This is a genomic window from Shewanella gaetbuli (assembly GCF_023284065.1).
Classification (GTDB): domain Bacteria; phylum Pseudomonadota; class Gammaproteobacteria; order Enterobacterales; family Shewanellaceae; genus Shewanella; species Shewanella gaetbuli.
On the sequence record NZ_JAKIKP010000001.1, the window covers coordinates 564,568 to 584,555 of the forward strand.

The window sequence follows — 19,988 nt, forward strand, 5'->3', positions numbered from 1 at the left end:
AAAAATGTGGTTTATTTTATTAAAGGATTATAGATGAAAGTTGTTATCCCTGTTGCCGGGCTTGGCACGCGTATGTTACCAGCTACTAAAGCTATTCCTAAAGAGATGTTGCCGATAGTGGATAAGCCACTTATTCAATATATCGTTAATGAATGTGTTGCTGCGGGTGCTAAAGAGATTGTTTTAGTGACTCATGCCAGTAAAAATGCCATTGAAAACCACTTTGATAAATCTTATGAATTAGAGTCGACCCTTGAGCAACGTGTGAAGCGTCAACTGCTGGAAGAAGTGCAAAATATTTGTCCTAAAGATGTAACTATTTTGCATGTGCGTCAAGGTGAAGCTAAGGGCTTAGGGCATGCGGTATTGTGTGCAAAACCTTGTGTTGGTAATAACCCTTTTGCAGTGGTTTTACCTGATGTTATTTTAGATGAGTATACCGCTAACCAAAACACTGATAATTTAGCGGCAATGATTGCCCGTTATGAGCAAACTCAGGCTAGCCAAATTATGGTTGCACCGGTGCCAGATTCTGAAGTGCATAAATACGGTATTGCAGATTGTAACGGCGTTGATATTCAGCCAGGGGCATCGGCTAAAATTAACGCTATGGTTGAGAAACCTGAGTTGGGTAAGGCTCCATCAAACTTAGCGGTTGTTGGCCGTTATGTGTTATCTGACAAAATTTGGCCATTACTGGCGAAAACCCCTGCTGGTGCAGGGGATGAGATTCAGCTAACCGATGCTATTGATATGCTAATTGAGCAAGATACTGTTGAAGCTTTTAATATGACAGGTAAGTCCCATGACTGTGGCGATAAGCTGGGTTATATGGCAGCTTTTGTTGAGTATGGTTTGCGAGACAAAAAGCTTGGTGAGGACTTTAAGAAGCGTATTGCCAAGATGCTTTGATACGATTGGTTTTTATTGATGATGAAATGCCAGTAAATTTATTTTGCTGGCATTTTTGTTTTTTGGGATAGTGAGAGTAGATCCTGGCCCAAAAGCGTTGCCAGGATGACTGGTAGAGGGTGTTGCCAGGATTGCGGTTGAATAGAACATTGCCGGGATGACGGGTAAAGGGCGTTGCGACAACGTCGGTAGAATAGAACGTTGCAGGATGATGTTTAGGTTTTGTCATCCTCGAGTGCTTTTATCGAGGATCTGCTTTTTGTACTAAAGCAGGTCCCGGCTCACAAGCGTTGCCGGGATGACGAGTAGAGGGCGTTGCCGGGTGACGGGTATAGGGCGTTGTCGAGTGACGAGGATAGGGCGTCGTCGGGTGATGTTTTGGTTTTATCATCCTAGAGTGCTTTTATCGAGGATCTGTTTTTTGTATTAAAGCAGGTCCCGGCTCAGAAGCGTTGCCGGGATGACGGGTAGAGAGCGTTGTCGGGGGACGGTAGAATAAAGTGTTGCAAGGATGGCGGTTGAATAAAACATTGGCAGGGTGATGGTGTTTTGGTTTTGTCATCCTCGAGTGCTTTTATCGAGGATCTGTTTTTGTACTAAAGCAGGTCCCGGCTCAGAAGCGTTGCCGGGATGACGGGGAGAAGGCATTGCTGGGATGACGGGTAGAGGGCTTTGCCGGGATGACGGGGAGAGGGTATTGTCTGGTGATGTTTTGGTTTTGTCATCCTTGAGTGCTTTTATCGAGGATCTGGTTTTTGTACTAAAGCAGGTCCCGGCTCAGAAGCGTTGCCAGGATGACGGGGAGAGGGCATTGTCGGGTGATGGTGTTTTGGTTTTGTCATCCTCGAGTGCTTTTATCGAGGATCTGTGTTTTTGTACTAAAGCAGGTCCCGGCTCAGAAGCGTTGCCGGGATGACGAGTAGAGGGCGTTGTCTGGTGATGTTTTGGTTTTGTCATCCTTGAGTGCCTTTATCGAGGATCTGTTTTTTCTACTAAAGCAGGTCCCGGCCCAAAAGCGTTGCCGGGATGGCGGTGTTGTATTTCATATGAAAAAGCCGATACTTTATGGTTAAAGTATCGGCTTTTGACTGTATGGTAAATTCAATTAGATGTAATAGCTCAGGTGTACTAGCTCAGACTTCAGCTGAATTAGTACATTTTACAATAATAAGCCTGCGATGATCTTATGGCCGCTAATTAAAACTGGTCATTTAAATGTGCACAGCGTCCAAATTCAGCGCCTTTTTTCACGGCTTGAATGACTTGTTTAGGGAAGCTTAGCTCAACATCTTGGCCACCTTCACAAACGTAGGCTCTGTCTGCGTCAACATCGAAGGTAATTCTTGCACCGGCAATACCACCATAGATTTCAGAGCCATTTGCGCTGATACCAAATGGAGAATCCATCATTAATGATTGAGCCTCTGCTACACCTTGCTTAGCAAAGAACTTACCCGTACTCATCCAACCTGCACCTTCAAGATAGAAGCCGCCTGTTATGCCTGTTCTCACCGTACCACTTCGAACAGAGATAAGTGATAAATCATCGTTAGCATCCATTGCTAGTAATAGTGAGTATTTACCAAATGAATTCCACAGCATCTCTTTTGGATAAAGGTCACAATAATTATTTCCTACACGATCCAGTAGCGGAACATCTTCACAATGAACCAATCCACCGATATTTGTCACTTCGTCCGTTTTGGTATTCCAAATTTTAAAGCCTTCTCTTTGAGTGCCAAATCCAACAAATTGACCATCGGCTGAAATAACAGACGTTCCGTAGGCACCAAATTCGGTGTAAGTATCACGTAACTTACCGTTTACCCAAGCCACCTGGCCAAAGTTATTTGTTGTGCCGGTGATGACGCTTGAATCTTCTGAAATACGATCTGCTCGTACCCAAATTGTTCTACGGCCTTCTTGGTCACCATCCATCAAGATAACGTCTTTACTATTTCCCCATGAAGCGTCAACATATTTTAACTCTTCATTGAGTAATTTGGCTTTTCCTGTAATGGTGCTCCAAACAGTTGGTACACCAATAGTTCGGTCACTTAACGTTAGGCACTCATTTTCACCATTTAAGGGTAATTGAGAGGTACCAACTGCAAATTCGCCTTTACCATCTAAGCCCCAAATACTGGCAGATGATCTACCACTAGCGGTATTAATATTACAAGTACCGTTACTTACATCTTCAAGCGGAGTGATTTTTTGGTTATTTATGTGCCAAACAGCAGGGGTTTTAATACCACTTGCATTAAAGTCAGAAACTCCCACAGCTTTAGTGGCTGTTTTGTTCATCGCGGTATTAGCCGCTGATATCATTGGCACACCATTAATATCTTGAGGGAAGTTAATGATTTCTTTTTTGGTACTATCGTACATAAATAAGTATTCATTAATTGTACCCAATGCCTGTTTGCCATTTTTAGAGTGGTCAATAACAGTGGCATTGACTAAAGGGGTATATTGAATGCCATCGGTATAACCATTAAAGTGCATTTCTAGCTCTTTGGTTTGTCCTGCTTCAACAATAATCTCGGTAAAAGCACAATTGTTATCTTGAGAAGGCGACGATGACTCTCCTTCATTCCAATATTCTTGAACAGAAAGCACCGGTGTTGGCTCTGTTGGGTATCCGCCAGCTTTTATTGATTCAATATACAAGACATAACGCCCACCAGGAGTCAGTCCGTTGATGGTGAATTTACCATCAGGCCCAACCATTCCTTGAGTCATATTACCTGCTTGCTGAGTAATGACGTCTTCATAAGGGTTATCTAAGTTACGTGCAACAAGGTTAATACCTGAGAACTCAACACCTTCTTTGGTATATAAGGTGCCCGATATGCTGCCATATTCAGCTTTATAAGCTGGGGTAGGGTACAGGTCTGAAATATTAACGATATCATCTTTAATATTGACTGTGGCTTGCTCAGTACCTGCTGAAGAACGAGGGTTGATATAAGGGAACATGGTTTCTAACCATTGAGGGTTAGCTAATGCACCTTCCCACTGATTATTTTTATAGGTATTTACGCCCTCACAGCCTGGTACACCATCAAATTGAGGGTTAACGTAATTCGCTATATAGTACAAATGTCCATTAGCTTGTGAGTGAGACATGTTAATGGCATGACCAAACTCATGGGTAAATACACCGGCAATCATGTCACCTTGGGTATCTGTATCATCAACAAACCAGCCATTCATTAATGCGGTTGCTTCGGTAATTTCTCCCGTTTCTTCGTTAGCCCACTCTGGGAATGCGATACCCAAAACTGCATCACGTGGTACACCAAAGTATTGCTCAAGAATTTGTCCATCTGTGTCATAGTTCACCCAAAAACCATAACCATTTTCAACGTAATACACTTCGTCTACGTTAGTTTCATTCACATCGGCAATACCAATTTGGCTTTCAATCGTGCCTTTAATTTCCATTTGGAATGTTGAGGTTTCTACGTTAGTCCACTCAGCAATGGCCTTGGCAGTGATTAAGTTTGCTTGCTCGATTGATAGAAAAACGGTGCCATCGTAATCAACGGTATAAGCTTGGGCTTCACCACCGTCTTTTGTGGGATATATTGGCCCACCATCAGTCCAAACCGGAATTGGCCCTTTTGATGTGTCCCATTTGTAGGGTTCCATGGTTTTTTCATTGATAAACAACGGACCTGCGGCCAACGTGCTGGCTGAGAATAAGGTCAGGGCTAGACTTGCTGCAATTTTAGAGTATTTCATTATTATTGTGCTCCTGCTAATTTACCGACTAATCCCATGAATGCTGAATAATCTAATGCTTCAGAAGATGTAAGTAGGTTTTGTTGCTCAGGAGATAAAGCGGTCGCGTCCATTTCATCAAATAACCCTAAGTTTCCAAATTGATTACTGACATGACCATTGCTCACAACAAACTTTCCTTGAGCCAAACCAACGGTGGTTTGAAAACCAGTCATGGATGCTGGTTTATACATAAAGGCGACTACATGCTCACCTTTATTCCATTGGGCAAAGCCTTGAGGTGTCACACCCAGATAAACTTTACCATTGCCCATTGAACGAGGTTTTAATAAACCAAACTGACGAAAAGTATAGGTTGAATCCTGTTTTACCTTTCCTTTAGTGTCACTTGACACTTTTAAAGTCACTTCAGTGTAAGGACGTTTATTATCAAAACCATCGGTAACACTGAGCACTTCACCCACTAAAATACTTTGTGAGCTTTGAACTAATTGTTGTAAATTTTGCTTTTTCAACTTCATTGCTGAGGCTGATGAAGCTACGCATAGCGCGGTCAGAACAGTTAACACTGTTGTAACCTTTTTGAGTAGTCTTGTTGTTCTCATTAAACATGCTTCCTTGAGTATTATGATCATTTTCACCTGAAGATAGCGGTGAGTTTAAGCAGCGAATTAATCCAGTTGTATTCACTTAATTTATTATAATCAACAGCTTTTAAGCGATCGCCTTGTAATATCACATCAAGTTAAAGCCAAGATGCTGATGACGGGCTTTTTTATTGGTACAGCATTCGGTGCGGGTTTATAAAAACAATATAGAAACACTTTCGCAACAAAATAATGCCTTTGGATACACTTTGATACAGGTGGGGGAGGTGTCAGCTTGTTGATTATGTTGATTGAGAGGAATGAAAAGTAAGGACAAAATTGTCAAAAATGTCACCATGATTAGGTGGTTTGCATTTGTCAGCGCGTGATAGAGCTTTTATCACTAAAGCTTGGTAGAGTTTCTGTTGTCATTTACAATTACACTTTCATTTTTTATTAATGTTAGGTCGTTGTCTTTGAATATTTTAGTGACAGGTGGAGCAGGCTTTATTGGTTCAGCATTAGTCCGCTTTTTAATAAACAACACCCAGCATACGGTCATTAATGTCGATAAGCTTACTTATGCCGGTAACTTAGCTTCCATAGCTTCAGTGAGCGAAAACGTTCGTTATCATTTCGAGCAAGTGGATATTTGTAATCGAGAGGCAATGGTTGATATTTTTGCGCAGTATCAACCTGATTTAGTTATGCATTTAGCGGCTGAAAGTCATGTAGACCGTTCAATAACCACTTCAGCTGATTTCATTCAAACCAATATTATTGGCACCTACACTTTGCTTGAGGTGGCTCGGCATTATTGGCAAAACTTACCCGAGTCGAGGCAAAGTCAATTTAGATTGCATCATATTTCTACTGATGAAGTTTACGGTGATTTAGTTCATCCGGATGATATTTCCGATGACGCTACAGATAAACCACTTGCTTTGTTTACGGAACATACCCCATATCAACCCAGTAGCCCTTATTCAGCCTCAAAAGCATCAAGTGATCATTTAGTGCGAGCATGGCATCGCACTTATAATTTACCTATTGTTATTAGCAACTGCTCAAACAATTATGGCCCATATCATTTTCCTGAGAAGTTAATTCCATTAGTCATTTTAAATGCATTAGCAGGTAAGCCATTACCCATTTATGGCAAAGGTGAGCAAATTCGGGATTGGTTGTATGTTGACGATCATGTGCGTGCGCTATACAAAGTGGCGACTCAAGGGAAAGTCGGTCAAACCTATAATATTGGTGGCTATAATGAAAAGCGTAACATAGAAGTGGTTGAGTCAATTTGCCATATTTTAGATAAGCTTGTACCAAAATCATATTCATATTCAACGTTAATTACTTTTGTTGATGACCGAGCCGGCCACGACAAGCGATATGCCATTGATGCGTCTAAAATTCGTGATGAGTTACAGTGGCAGCCAGAAGAAACATTTGAATCAGGTTTGCTCAAAACCATTGAGTGGTATTTAACTCACCAAGACTGGTGTGAAAGCGTGCTGAGTAATTAAAAAGCTAACAGGTATTAAGTGTTAATTGACTCATTACTTACATTGAAATTTATTACTCAACATTAAGTTTATCGAGGGGCTATGAAAGGAATTGTTTTAGCGGGCGGAACGGGTTCTCGGTTGTATCCTATCACTCGAGGAATTTCTAAGCAGTTGATTCCTGTTTACGATAAGCCGATGATTTATTACCCGCTTTCAACCTTAATGCTTGCGGGTATTCAAGATATTTTGATTATTACTACAGCAGATGACCAAGCAAACTTTCAACGGTTATTGGGTGATGGTGCTGATTTTGGTATTAACATTACCTACGCGGTGCAGCATGCCCCCGAGGGGATTGCACAAGCGTTTATTATTGCTGAATCTTTTATTGGTCAAGACAATGTGTGTTTAGTGTTGGGCGATAACATATTTTACGGTCAATCATTTAGTCAAACACTGCATAAGGCGGTTCAGAAACAACATGGTGCGACCATATTTGGTTATCAGGTTAAAGATCCACAACGTTACGGTGTGGTCGAGTTTGACCAACAAATGAATGCACAATCAATTGAAGAAAAACCATTAAAGCCCAAGTCAAATTATGCAGTCACGGGGTTATATTTTTATGATCATCGTGTGGTGGAGTTTGCCAAAAAAATCAGCCCATCTGCTCGTGGAGAGCTTGAAATTACCGACTTAACGCAGCAGTATCTGCAAGATAAATCTTTAAGTGTTGAAGTGCTGGGCCGAGGCTTTGCTTGGCTAGATACCGGTACCCATGAAAGCTTGCATGAAGCCTCCTCTTTTGTACAAACTATTGAAAATATTCAAGGGTTAAAAATTGCTTGTTTAGAAGAAATTGCCTGGCGAAATGGCTGGTTATCTAATGCTGATGTACAACGCATTGCTCAGCCTTTGCTTAAAAATGATTATGGCCAGTATCTGCTTCGTTTGATTGAGGAAGCCTAAAGGTGAAGATTTTAATAACCGGGGCGAATGGTCAGTTGGGGCGGTCTATAATGGCGTGTTTTAATCAGCAGTTCCAAACGCATTCAAGCTTTGTAAATTGCGAAGTATTGGCTTTAAACCAACAGCAATTAGATATTACAGACTGTGATGCAGTTGAGCGGGTAATTAAGCAACTTCAACCTGACTACGTGATAAACACTGCGGCTTATACGGCGGTTGATGAGGCAGAAGAACATATTGATTTAGCTTATGCGGTGAATCATCAAGGTGCGCAAAATCTTGCTATCGCATGTAACAATATTGGTGCGACTTTATTTCATTTGTCTACTGATTATGTTTTTTCTGGCAATAAGTTAACTGAATATGTTGAAGATGATATTCCCGCGCCTGTAAACGTTTATGGTGCTAGTAAGTTGGCTGGTGAAAATGCGGTAAAACAACATAACCCAAAACATATTATTGTGCGCACAGCTTGGCTTTTTAGTGAGTATGGCGACAATTTTGTGCGCACGATGTTGAAGTTGGCTGGCCGCGAGAATCTTGATGTTGTTGATGATCAAATGGGCAAGCCAACTTATGCAGGGGATCTTGGTGTTGCGATATTTCAAATGATAATTCAGCTTAATAGCAACACTAATGCGCAGCAACAGAGTTTAATTAAGCAAAATAATGATTTGTATGGTGTGTATCATTTTAGCGGCTTACATCAGGTGAGTTGGTATCAGTTTGCTCAATGTATCTTTGCGAAGTTGGCTGAAGTAGGGAGTACTTCTCCTAGTCAACTTAACCTACCGAAAGTTCAACCTATTGATAGTCGTCATTATCAGACTAAAGCGGTTAGACCCAAAAATAGTCGATTAAATTGTGACAAAATAGCTAAGCACTTTGGAATACTCCCCAATGATTGGTCGTTAGCATTAACTCGAGTTGTCACGGCAATCTGGACTCAAAAATGAATGTGATAGATACCCAAATAGCAGATGTAAAAATAATTGAGCCGACCGTTTTTGGTGATGGAAGAGGCTACTTTTGTGAAACATGGAATCAACGCCAATTTGAACAGCGAGTAACGGGACAAGCGACGACATTTGTTCAGGATAATCATTCTAAGTCTGTCAAAGGCACGTTAAGAGGGCTTCATTTTCAACGTCAACAAACACAAGGGAAGCTGATAAGGGTTGTTTCAGGTGAGGTATTTGATGTTGCAGTGGATATTCGCCTTAATTCACCTACATATGGCCAATGGGTTGGGGTGCAACTTTCGTCAGACAATAAGCGCCAACTATGGGTGCCAGCCGGTTTTGCCCATGGTTTTTATGTATTAAGTGATTCTGCTGAATGTGTGTATAAATGCACTGATTATTATCATCCCGCATCTGAAGAAAGCATCGCTTGGAATGATGCTGATTTAGCCATTGAATGGCCACTTGATAACGTACCGCTGCTTTCAGCCAAAGATATGCAAGGGCAAGCTTTTGCGCAGGTTCAACCGCTTGTTTGATTAAAGCAGATCCCGGCTCAGAAGCGCTGCCGGGATGACGGGGTAAGAGGGCGCTGCCGGGATGACGTTTAATTCTAGTATTGCCAGGTTGACTGTGGAGAGCATAGCCGAGATTACGGTTTTTGTGGTTTTTTTGATTGTCATCCTCGAGGGCTTTTATCGAGGATCTGCTTTTGGGGTGATACCAAAGCAGATCCCGGCTCAGGAACGCTGCCGGGATGACAGTGGGAAGCGCTGCCGGGATGACGTTTAATTCTAGTATTGCCAGGTTGACTGTGGAGAGCATAGCCGGGCTTACGGTTATTGTGGTTTTTTTTAATTTGTCATCCTCGAGGGCTTTTATCGAGGATCTGCTTTTGGGGTGATATCAAAGCAGATCCCGGCTCAGAAGCGCTGCCGGGATGACGTGGTAGAAAGGCTTTTATCGAGGATCTGCTTTTGGGGTGATATCAAAGCAGATCCCGGCTCAGGAACGCTGCCGGGATGACGTTTAATTCTAGTATTGCCAGGTTGACTGTGGGAAGCATAGCCGGGCTTACGTTTTTTGTGGTTTTTTTGATTGTCATCCTCGAGGGCTTTTATCGAGGATCTGCTTTTGGGTGATACCAAAGCAGATCCCGGCTCAGAAGCGTTGCCGGGGTGACGGTCTTTGTGGGCTTTTTTAATTTGTCATCCTCGAGGTCTTTTATCGAGGATCTGCTTTTAGGGTGATTTTAAAGCAGATCCCGGCTCAGAAGCGCTGCCGGGATGACTGGGGGGAGCATTGCCGGGATGACGTGGTTGAAAGGCTTTTATCGAGGATCTGCTTTTCCACTACAGACAGTGCTGTAACTTAATCAATCCCTAAAAAGCCGCCGGTTTGATGGGCCCATAATTGACTGTAAATGCCTCCGCTGGCAATTAACTCTTGGTGTGTACCTTGCTCGACTATTTTTCCTTGGTCTAACACGATTAATCTATCCATGGCGGCGATGGTTGAAAGCCTATGGGCTATGGCTATAACGGTTTTGCCTTGCATGAGTTCATATAACGACTCTTGTATTGCGGCTTCTACTTCTGAGTCCAGTGCTGAGGTGGCTTCATCTAGAATCAAAATGGGGGCATTTTTTAATAACACTCTGGCAATGGCAATACGTTGACGCTGGCCACCTGACAGTTTTACGCCACGCTCACCTACCTGCGCATCTAAGCCTTTGTTCCCGTGAGGGTCTGTTAACTCGGCAATAAAGTCAGCTGCTTGGGCTTGTTCAATGGCTGCTAATAACTGTTCTTCGGTGGCATTAGGGTCACCGTATAGAATATTTTCGCGAATAGAGCGATGCAGCAATGAGGTATCTTGAGTCACCATGCCTATGTGGGCACGCAATGAGTCTTGCTGAACATCGGTTAGCTTTTGCCCATCAATTAAAATCTCGCCTTGTTCAACATCATGAAAACGCATTAATAAATTTACTAAGGTGGATTTACCGGCACCTGAACGACCCACTAAGCCGACTTTTTCGCCGGGTTTAATGTGTAAGTTTAATTGGTCAATAACTCCTGACTTTTCACCGTAATGAAAACTCACTTGTTTGAAGTCAATAGTCCCCTTATCAACGACTAAGGTTTTAGCATCGGTTTTATCTTCAATGGTAATGGGCTTTGATAGGGTGTTCATGCCATCGGTTACTGTGCCGATGTTTTCAAACAATGAGCTGATTTCCCACATGATCCATTGTGACATACCGTTTAACCGCAGGGCTAAGCTCACTGCAATCGCAATGGCACCAACGCTAATGGCATCGTCTGCCCATAACCAAATTGAAACCGCGGCTATGGTAAATGCCAGCAGGTAATTAATAATTTGCACCGATACATTGATCACCGTGACTAAGCGCATCTGACCATAAACAGTTTTTAAAAAAGACGTCATACTGTCTTTTGCGTAATCCGCTTCTTGTTGGGTGTGGGCAAACAGTTTGACGGTGGAAATATTGGTGTAACTGTCAACAATTCGGCCGGTCATACTTGAGCGTGCATCGGCTTGTTTAGCTGATATGGCTTTGAGCTTAGGAACCAGTTTCCATTGAATGGCCACATAAGCGAATAACCAAATTAGCATAGGGAGCATAAGCCGCAAATCAGCACTGGCTATCATGACTAGCATTGAGGTGAAATAGACCAAGATGTACATCAATACATCTAATAACTTCATAACCGTTTCACGCACGGCCAATGCAGTTTGCATGACTTTGGTGGCAACTCGTCCGGCAAAATCGTCTTGATAAAATGAAATACTTTGTTTGAGTAAATAGCGATGCGCCATCCACCGAATCGCCATTGGATAATTGCCTAATAAAGTTTGATAAACAATTGAGGCATGCAACCATACTAGAAAAGGAATAATGACTAATACAATAACCGACATACTGATAAGCGTGTCTGACTCTTCTTGCCATAAGGTGTCTGGGTTTTTAGTGACTAACCAATCAACTAGTTGCCCCATAAAGCCAAATAACGACACTTCTAAAATGGCCAGTAAGGCGGTTAACACCGACATCATAATTAAAGGTGCGCCAAACCCCTTGGTATAATGGCGGCAAAAGGCATACAGCCCTTTAGGCGGCTGGGTTGGCTCTTCAGGAGGCAGTGGTTTTACGAGTGATTCAAAAAACTTAAACATTTAAAACTCTAATTATTCAGTCAATATTCCGCTTAAGGATACCTTAACTGTCCAGATGGTTTGTAATTAAATTGGCAGCGTTTGTAAAAAATTGTATTAATTTATTGGGGGCGTTGAATATGTCTCGAGCCATACTAGGTAATTAACTAAGCAATAGGCAGCACAGTTATAACCAGTCAAACTATTGCGTTAGATTTAGTTTTTATCACTTTTTTATCTAGCGACTTAGTGATTAAAACGCATCAGAGCAGTGTTTGAGCTGCTTATTAACAAGAGAAATTAGTATGAATAACTTGTCAGGAACAACATATCATTCGCCAGTTATTGAAACCCATCTAACAAGCCCTGTAGGGCTATTAGCGTTAAAAGCGTCTTCTGTTGGATTAACCCATTTGACGGTGGTAGATCTTCAGCAGCAGTCAAGCCAAGTTACACCGCTATCAGAAACCTCAATTGTGCAAAAAGATAGTCAGCAATATTTAGAACAAGATATTACCCACGCTAAATCTCACATTAAAAATGTCCAAAAACAGCTAGATGAATATTTTTCAGCTAGGCGGAAAAGTTTTGACGCCCCCCTTGCCCCTAAAGGAACAGAATTCCAACAACAAGTATGGCAAGCATTGGCAGAATTACCCTTTGGTCAAACTTGCAGTTATGCCGATATTGCCTCAAGCATACATCGCCCCAAAGCGGTTCGGGCGGTAGGGGCGGCTAATGGCGCTAACCCTATCGCGATAATTGTGCCGTGCCATCGTGTGATTGGTAAAAGTGGCAAATTAACCGGCTATGCATATGGTTTAGAAATGAAACAGTTTCTATTAAATCTTGAGAGTCAATAACTTGGCTTTAGTGATTTTAGTAATGAACTTTTTGTTATCTTAGTTATACAGGATAAGGCAATTATTTCAGACTTAAGTTGCAAATTAAGGTAAAATCGACCGTTGGAATAATTGACTAAAAGACAACATGACACAAACTGCAGTTTTTACTGACTTCGGCTTATCACAGCCGTTATTAGCCAGACTTACCGAGTTAAATTATAACGATGCAACGCCTGTGCAGGCGGCGACGATACCTGCCATTTTACAAGGTAAAGATGTACTAGCGGGTGCTAATACCGGCTCTGGAAAAACCGCGGCTTTTGCGCTGCCAATTCTGCATGCTTTAGCTAGCGTTAAAGGTAAAAGCAGTGCTAAAGGCAATTCAGTCAGTTGTTTGGTTTTAGTGCCCACTCGTGAGTTAGCTAAGCAAGTTGCCGACAGTTTTACCTCTTATGCTAGCCACTTAAATGGCCAACTTAAAACCCTTGCGGTTTTCGGTGGCGTGTCGGTAAATACTCAAATGTTGGCGTTACGTGGCGGAGCCGATATTGTTGTGGCAACCCCTGGGCGTTTATTAGATTTAATTTCGTCTAATGCATTAACCTTAAATCAGCTAAGTCATTTAGTATTAGATGAAGCTGATAGAATGCTAAGTCTTGGTTTTACTGACGAATTAAAGCAAATTCTAGCCTTAATGCCAAAACAAAAGCAGACCTTATTATTTTCAGCAACCTTTCCTGAAGAAGTAAAATCTTTAGCGGCGGCATTACTAGAAAATCCACTTGAAATTCAATTGCAAAGTGCAGATACTAGCACCCTAGTACAGCGTGCGATAACCGTTAATAAAGAGCAAAAAACGGCACTGTTGGCTCATTTAATTAATCAGCACCAGTGGCGTCAGGTATTAATTTTTGCCAGTGCTAAAAATACTTGCAATCACTTAGCTCAAAAACTCGCAAAGCGAGGGATTAAAGCTGAAGTGTTTCATGGTGATAAAGCACAAGGTGCAAGAAATCGTGTGCTAGAGGCTTTTAAAGCTTCTGAAATAGAGGTATTAATAGCAACCGATATTGCCGCGCGCGGTATTGATATAGAAAAGCTGCCAGTGGTGATTAATTTTGATTTACCGCGCAGCCCGGCAGACCATATGCACAGAATTGGCCGAAGTGGTCGCGCAGGTGAGGTGGGCTTAGCCATTAGTTTATTGAGTCATGATGATTATCATCATTTCTCTGTTATAGAAAAAAAGAATAAATTTCGCCTTGAACGTGAGCAAATTGCCGGTTTTGAAGCGGATGAAAGTAGGCCTGAAGTTGAGGTTGCAAAACCCATGGCCAAACCAGCAGGGACGGGGAAAAAGAAACGTAAAAATCTTCCTCCAGTAAATAAAGATATCTGGACTAAAAATTAATTAAGTAGTGGTATATGAAGCATATTTTTTGGTTGATTGAAGGAAAACTTGCTGGGCGTAGTGGTCCAAACAAGGATGCATGGGATTTAACGGAACTTAAAGCCGCGGGGTTTGAAGCTATTGCGTCACTTAATAATGGCGAAATGTGTGACAGCGATGCAATGAAAGCATTAGGTATTGAACATCAAGTGTTTAACTTGCCTGACAATATCCCACCCGTTGAAGGCGATGTGGAAATATGTGCTGAAATTATGCCAAGGGTTCTTGAGTTTATTCGACATGCAGAAACGCAAGACAAAGCGGTTTTATTACACTGTCGCTCAGGTATTAATCGCACCGAATTAATGATGGCCTACTATTTAATGGAAAGTGGGGCGGCGCCAGTTCATGCGGTGAGTCAGGTAAGAAACGCCAGTGGTCTAGCATTTGACGCTGACGGCTGGGATCAGTTCGTTTATGACGTACTTTATCGGTTACAGTCGCCGTCAAATTAATCAATAGTTTTGATGGAGTAAGGAATGCTATCTCAACAAATACTCATAGTGTTTATGAGATATATGCTGTTAATGAGTCTAGCACTCCTTACTTTAAGCGGTTGCGCATCAAAAAATGTTTACCCCACAGCGCCGTTAGAATACCAACTGGCCAAACCTACCGATACACCACTTGCTAATTACCTTAATGCGTTACCTCAAATAGACACCCAAACTGGTGTGTATCCTTTAGGGGATGGGGTTGATGCGTTTGTTGCAAGACTCGCGTTTATTGAGTCTGCTAAGGTTTCGATTGATCTGCAATATTATCTTTTTCACGATGACGAAACAGGCAAAATTCTCACCTTATACTTGTATCGCGCGGCTCAAAGAGGCGTACGAGTGCGCTTATTGCTTGATGATATGGCGACCAAGGGCAAAGACTCAATTTTAAGTAAGCTGGTACAACATCCTAATATCAGCGTGCGGATATTTAATCCTGATAATGAGCGTACCTTCAGAACCCTTTCTTTTGTGCAAAACTTCAGTCGTTTGAATCATCGTATGCACAATAAGTCCTTTACTGTTGATAATCTCATTTCAGTGGTTGGCGGGCGCAATATTGGTGATGAATATTATTCGGCTAACGAGAATGTCGAATTTGGTGATTTAGATGTCTTGCTGGTGGGTGAGGTGGTGCCAGAAGTGTCTTTGCAGTTTGATTTATACTGGAATTCATCACAAGTTAGGCCTATTGAGCAACTTTACCCTTTAGAGGGAGAAGATAGCGTTCAAATCAATAGGGCTAATGAGCAATTTTTTGCTGACTACGAGACTGTAGTGGCAAATCATCCTTATGTTTATCGTTTAATCAAATCAACTTTATTACAAGATATCGTCAGTCATCAAATCGATTGGAACTGGGGCGGCGCTGAGCTGATGTACGATCCGCCCAATAAACTCAAAAACATTGACCAACCGTATTTACTTAATCAGTTGAATACTTTTTTTAGTGAAACCCAAGATGAAATATTAATTATTTCGCCTTACTTTGTGCCGACAGAGGCTGGGGTCACTGCATTAGTAAATGCAGTTAACTCTGGTATTGAGGTGACAGTTATTACTAATTCATTAGCCGCGACAGATGTGCTTGCGGTACATGCGGGTTACATGAATTATCGTCAACAACTGGTTGAGGGTGGGGTGACGTTATACGAAGTTAAAGCTTCACCAACGCGAAACAACAAGGGCAAAGCATCACAATGGCGAGGCAGTTCAAGATCAAGTTTGCACGCTAAGGTATTCGTTATTGACAATAAGTCGATTTTCGTTGGCTCATTTAACTTTGATCCTCGTTCTGCATGGTTAAATACTGAAATGGGTGTCGTTGTTGAACAGCCTCAGTTTGCGCAAACCTTTGCAAGTGTAATCAAACAGTCATTGACTAATAAAGTGTATCAAGTGGTAATTAAAGATGGCGATATTCAATGGTTAGATTTACAAACCCAGCAATATATCACCCAAGAGCCTGATAGTTCATGGTGGCAGCGATTTATGGCTAACACTTTATCTTGGTTGCCCATTGAGTCACAATTGTAAATGGCATTTAGTTTTCAGGCTAAATAACTGCTATATTTATCAAGTAATCATTTGCTTAGAAGGTACTCAATGGCAGCAACGGCAAGTAAAGCAAGTCAATCTCAAGGGCTACTGTTATTCCATTTGAATCATAGCCAGTTATTTGCCCTTGGCACGCTTAAAATCCGTGAGCTAGTTCCTTTCACTGAGTTAACCAAAATTCCTAATTCTCACCCCAGTATTATGGGCGCAGCGACCGTTCGCGGTGGCACTATTCCTGTCATTGATATGGCTGCTGCAATCGGCTTTCGCCCTATTGAAGAGGCTGAGCTAAAAAAGTGTTTTATTATCATTACCGACTGCCAACGGATGGTCATTGGTTTTGTGGTAAGAGCCATCGATAAAATTATTGAATGTAATTGGCGTGATATTGCGCCTCCTTCCAGTACCTTAGGTAAAAATGCTTATTTAACGGGCGTGACTCGTTTTGACGGACAATTGGTTCAATTGTTAGATGTTGAATTACTGCTATCAAAAATATTTCCCCATGATCCTAGCGTTAATCGCGCTATATTGACTGATGTGCAGCGAGAAAAACTTAAACCACTGAATATATTGATAGTTGATGACTCAAAAGTCGCCCGCAAACAGCTATCTGATGCGTTAGATTTAATGAATATTGGCTATGATGTCACCTCTAACGGCAATGATGCACTGGCTAAAATGGTTGATGCTGCTAATAACAAAAAGGCTATAGACTTATTGGTCAGTGATATTGAAATGCCTGGGCTAGATGGTTATGAATTATCGTTTGAAGTTAAAGATAATCCTGCTATTGCCAGTGCGTATATTATTTTGCATACCTCGTTATCCAGTGAAATTAGCTTAAGTCAAGCAAAACAGGTGGGGGCTAATGAAGCACTAACCAAGTTTGACGCCAAAGAGTTAATTGAAGCGATGCTGCGTGGCGCTGAATCTTTAAACCAATAGAGTGCTAGCTTAGATAACCACCAGACATGTTTAGTAAATGTGGCTGGCTTGAGAATTAATGGTAATAATCTTTGGCGATTAATGCTGTTTACTAGACATCCCCCTCGTCATACTGCTATACAACCTCTAAGTCTGTTGTAATAAAAATACAGACACAATAAAAAATAAATTGAAGGTCAAGTAATGAATCAAAATCCATCACTGTTAGCGCGCATCGCTAACGGTAGCCTCGTGCTACAAATTATTGGCGGTATAGTTCTGGGTGTTATTCTGGCAACTGTGTCTACTTCTGGCGCGGCACAAGCCGGTATTTTAGGGGACTTGTTTGTTGGGGCGTTAAAAGCCATTGCGCCAATATTAGTTTTTGTTTTGGTCGCATCATCTATTGCGAACCAAAGGAAAGACAGCCAAACCAATATGCGTCCTATTATCAGCTTATATTTAATTGGTACCTTAGCGGCCGCATTTACCGCCGTGCTGTTTAGCTTTATGTTCCCTACCACATTGTTATTAGCTACAGGTATTGAGGGCTCGAACCCGCCTCAAGGCATTGGTGAAGTGCTACATACTTTAGTGTTTAAGCTGGTGGATAACCCTGTTAATGCGTTAATGACGGGCAACTATATTGGTATTCTTGCTTGGGGGATTGGTTTAGGTGTGGCAATGCATCATGCTAGCGAAAGCTCTAAGCGTATGTTGGCCGACCTAAGTGATGGCGTTTCAACCATTGTGCGTTTTGTTATTCGTTTAGCCCCGATTGGTATTTTTGGTTTAGTGGCGTCAACGTTCGCTTCAACGGGCTTTTCAGCACTTGCAGGTTATGCGCAATTATTGCTGGTTTTGGTAGGTGCGATGTTATTTATCGCGTTAGTGATCAATCCATTGATTGTATATATCAAAATTAAACGTAACCCGTACCCGCTAGTGTTTAAGTGTTTACGTGAAAGTGGCGTAACCGCTTTCTTCACACGTTCAAGTGCGGCAAATATTCCAGTTAATATGTCGTTGTGTGAAGAATTAAAACTTCATAAAGATACTTATTCAGTGTCTATTCCTTTAGGTGCCACCATTAATATGGGCGGTGCAGCAATTACTATTACGGTGCTAACGCTTGCTGCAGTGCATACTTTAGGTATTCAAGTTGATTTTATGACTGCCATTTTACTTAGCGTCGTTGCAGCTATTTCTGCTTGTGGTGCGTCAGGTGTTGCGGGTGGTTCGCTGTTGCTTATTCCGTTAGCTTGTAGCTTGTTTGGTATTTCAAATGATGTGGCGATGCAAGTGGTTGCGGTTGGCTTTATTATTGGTGTGATTCAAGATTCTGCAGAAACCGCATTGAACAGTTCAACTGACGTGGTGTTTACTGCTGCAGCGTGTGAAGCGGCTGAGAACAAAGCATCAGCTTAATTTGAAATAACTTTAGTTATGAACTAAAAATGCCGAAGTAATTATTACTTCGGCATTTTTGTTTTAGTGGGTTTGTGGCTGGAGCTTTTTAATCAAACCGATGCTCAGGGCTGTTTATTAGAATCGCTCAGGGCTGTTTACTAGAAATGCTCAGGGCTGTTTACTAGAATCGCTCAGGGCTGTTTACTAGAAATGCTCAGGGCTGTTTATTAGAAATGCTCAGGGCTGTAAAAAGTCATTTCTTTTTGGCTATATGGATGAGTGATGATTAATGACTTGGCATGTAGCTTTAGCCGAGGGCTGGCATTAATCACTTGCTCATTTCCATAAAAGGTATCACCTAAAATAGGGTGGCCGATAGCCAGCATATGGACTCTAAGTTGATGGGTACGGCCTGTTTGTGGGTAAAGCTCAACTAAGGTTGAACCGGTGCGATGTTGTACAACCTTATAATCTGTAACCGCGGCTTTACCGTCTTTGCTTACCTGTTGAAAAGGTGGGTTATCTTTTTCAGGAGCTAAAGAAAAATCAATATGGCCAGTGTCTTGAGCAACAATTCCTGCCACTTCAGCAATATAGACTTTTTTGGCTAAACGGTTTTGAAACTGGGTTTTTAGATGTGACTCTGCTTTTTTATTGCGAGCAAATATCACCACACCTGAGGTATCACAATCTAATCGATGAACTAAAATTGCGTCGTTATAACGTTGTTTAACGCGATTAATCGCACAGTCTTGGGTATTTTCAGCGCGACCGGGATTAGATAACAGCCCTGAAGGTTTATGGATAACAATAATATCTCGGTCGATATAACGAATATCTAGCCAAGGTAACGTTGGCGGATTATAGGTAAAAATATGCATTAAAAGTAACTCGCTGCCCATAAACGAAATTTAAGTCCCCAGCTGGTGGTGACGCCAGAGGTAATAAAACGAATTTGATGATTTTTATCAACAATATAAATAGCGGGGAAGGCGTTTGCGCCCCACTGTTGTGAAAGAGTGTCAGTTGCTGGAGGTATTGACGCTTCATTTATCACAGGAAAATCTAAACCATTCTGTTGCATATAATGGCTAATATCTTGATTTGAGCCTGACGCAACTGCAATAGAAATTACCTGGTATTTATCTGATTTTGCCACGCTATTAACCATTGGAGAGGTCACTTTACATACGGCGCACCAAGTTCCCCAAAAATAGACTAATGTTGGGGTGGTTTGGCTTAATTGAACTGTGTGATGGTTAATAGTTGTTGCGTTAAGAGCTGGTGCTGTACCAGTTATCATGTCGCGTTGCAGGTAACTGGCAATGGCAAATAAAATCAGCGCAACTACACCAATATCTCTGAGCTGTTTTAGCCAGAATGATTTGGTCTTGAGCCGCTGGCTAAATGTCGGTTTATTTAGCATATTCA

General features: G+C 41.8%; 17 protein-coding genes. 11 read left to right on the plus strand and 6 right to left on the minus strand.

What is annotated here, in order from left to right; genetic code table 11:
• The first annotated feature begins 33 nt into the window (after positions 1-33).
• Positions 34-912 carry a UTP--glucose-1-phosphate uridylyltransferase GalU gene (gene galU, locus L2672_RS02475; RefSeq protein ID WP_248994238.1) on the plus strand — a complete coding sequence of 293 codons (879 nt, stop codon included), beginning with the start codon at positions 34-36 and terminating at the stop codon, positions 910-912.
• On the opposite strand, the gene L2672_RS02480 is transcribed toward galU, so the two are convergent.
• The 3 genes from L2672_RS02480 to L2672_RS02490 form a co-directional block, all read right to left on the minus strand.
• Positions 884-1,141: a hypothetical protein gene (locus tag L2672_RS02480; protein ID WP_248994239.1), complete on the minus strand. Its 258-nt coding sequence runs from the start codon at positions 1,139-1,141 to the stop codon at positions 884-886. The two genes, galU and L2672_RS02480, sit on opposite strands and share 29 nt — an antisense overlap.
• A gap of 968 nt (positions 1,142-2,109) precedes the next feature.
• A complete protein-coding gene (locus L2672_RS02485) occupies positions 2,110-4,662 on the minus strand; it encodes a hypothetical protein (protein ID WP_248994240.1) in 2,553 nt (850 codons plus the stop codon).
• Positions 4,663-4,664: 2 nt separating this feature from the next.
• Positions 4,665-5,231 (minus strand): hypothetical protein, encoded by a 567-nt coding sequence (locus tag L2672_RS02490; protein ID WP_248994241.1) that lies wholly within the window; start codon positions 5,229-5,231, stop codon positions 4,665-4,667.
• A 494-nt stretch (positions 5,232-5,725) separates the two neighbouring features.
• Between L2672_RS02490 and rfbB the strand changes: the two genes are divergently transcribed.
• The 4 genes from rfbB (at position 5,726) to rfbC (ending at position 9,230) form a co-directional block, all read left to right on the plus strand.
• The gene (rfbB, locus tag L2672_RS02495) at positions 5,726-6,778 is read left to right on the plus strand and encodes a dTDP-glucose 4,6-dehydratase (protein ID WP_248994242.1); all 1,053 of its coding nucleotides are present in this window, start codon (positions 5,726-5,728) and stop codon (positions 6,776-6,778) included.
• Positions 6,779-6,859: 81 nt separating this feature from the next.
• A complete protein-coding gene (gene rfbA / locus L2672_RS02500; protein WP_248994243.1) occupies positions 6,860-7,729 on the plus strand; it encodes a glucose-1-phosphate thymidylyltransferase RfbA in 870 nt (289 codons plus the stop codon).
• Between the two features lie 2 nt (positions 7,730-7,731).
• Positions 7,732-8,685 (plus strand): dTDP-4-dehydrorhamnose reductase, encoded by a 954-nt coding sequence (gene rfbD, locus L2672_RS02505; RefSeq protein WP_338055582.1) that lies wholly within the window; start codon positions 7,732-7,734, stop codon positions 8,683-8,685.
• Positions 8,682-9,230, plus strand: a complete 549-nt coding sequence (gene rfbC, locus L2672_RS02510; protein ID WP_248994245.1) for a dTDP-4-dehydrorhamnose 3,5-epimerase — start codon at positions 8,682-8,684, stop codon at positions 9,228-9,230. Before rfbD ends, rfbC begins: the two co-directional genes overlap by 4 nt.
• A gap of 832 nt (positions 9,231-10,062) precedes the next feature.
• Here rfbC and L2672_RS02515 read toward each other — a convergent pair.
• Complete coding sequence (locus tag L2672_RS02515; RefSeq protein WP_248994246.1) at positions 10,063-11,892, minus strand: ABC transporter ATP-binding protein; 1,830 nt, start codon at positions 11,890-11,892, stop codon at positions 10,063-10,065.
• 284 nt (positions 11,893-12,176) lie between these two features.
• Here L2672_RS02515 and L2672_RS02520 point away from each other — a divergent pair, with 284 nt between their 5' ends.
• The 6 genes from L2672_RS02520 (at position 12,177) to sstT (ending at position 18,575) form a co-directional block, all read left to right on the plus strand.
• Positions 12,177-12,734, plus strand: coding sequence for a methylated-DNA--[protein]-cysteine S-methyltransferase (locus L2672_RS02520; protein ID WP_248994247.1), 558 nt, complete (start codon positions 12,177-12,179; stop codon positions 12,732-12,734).
• 127 nt (positions 12,735-12,861) lie between these two features.
• Positions 12,862-14,127 (plus strand): DEAD/DEAH box helicase, encoded by a 1,266-nt coding sequence (locus L2672_RS02525; protein ID WP_248994248.1) that lies wholly within the window; start codon positions 12,862-12,864, stop codon positions 14,125-14,127.
• A 14-nt stretch (positions 14,128-14,141) separates the two neighbouring features.
• On the plus strand, positions 14,142-14,621 hold the full coding sequence (locus tag L2672_RS02530; protein ID WP_248994249.1) for a protein-tyrosine phosphatase family protein: 480 nt from the start codon (positions 14,142-14,144) through the stop codon (positions 14,619-14,621).
• 24 nt (positions 14,622-14,645) lie between these two features.
• On the plus strand, positions 14,646-16,199 hold the full coding sequence (locus L2672_RS02535) for a phospholipase D family protein (RefSeq protein ID WP_248994250.1): 1,554 nt from the start codon (positions 14,646-14,648) through the stop codon (positions 16,197-16,199).
• 69 nt (positions 16,200-16,268) lie between these two features.
• Positions 16,269-17,168: a chemotaxis protein gene (locus tag L2672_RS02540; protein ID WP_248994251.1), complete on the plus strand. Its 900-nt coding sequence runs from the start codon at positions 16,269-16,271 to the stop codon at positions 17,166-17,168.
• A 183-nt stretch (positions 17,169-17,351) separates the two neighbouring features.
• Positions 17,352-18,575 carry a serine/threonine transporter SstT gene (gene sstT, locus L2672_RS02545; RefSeq protein ID WP_248994252.1) on the plus strand — a complete coding sequence of 408 codons (1,224 nt, stop codon included), beginning with the start codon at positions 17,352-17,354 and terminating at the stop codon, positions 18,573-18,575.
• 209 nt (positions 18,576-18,784) lie between these two features.
• Here the strand turns inward: sstT and L2672_RS02550 are convergent, their stop codons facing one another.
• Positions 18,785-19,438 (minus strand): RluA family pseudouridine synthase, encoded by a 654-nt coding sequence (locus L2672_RS02550; RefSeq protein ID WP_248994253.1) that lies wholly within the window; start codon positions 19,436-19,438, stop codon positions 18,785-18,787.
• Positions 19,438-19,983 carry a protein disulfide oxidoreductase gene (locus L2672_RS02555; RefSeq protein WP_248994254.1) on the minus strand — a complete coding sequence of 182 codons (546 nt, stop codon included), beginning with the start codon at positions 19,981-19,983 and terminating at the stop codon, positions 19,438-19,440. Before L2672_RS02555 ends, L2672_RS02550 begins: the two co-directional genes overlap by 1 nt.
• Positions 19,984-19,988 lie beyond the last annotated feature (5 nt).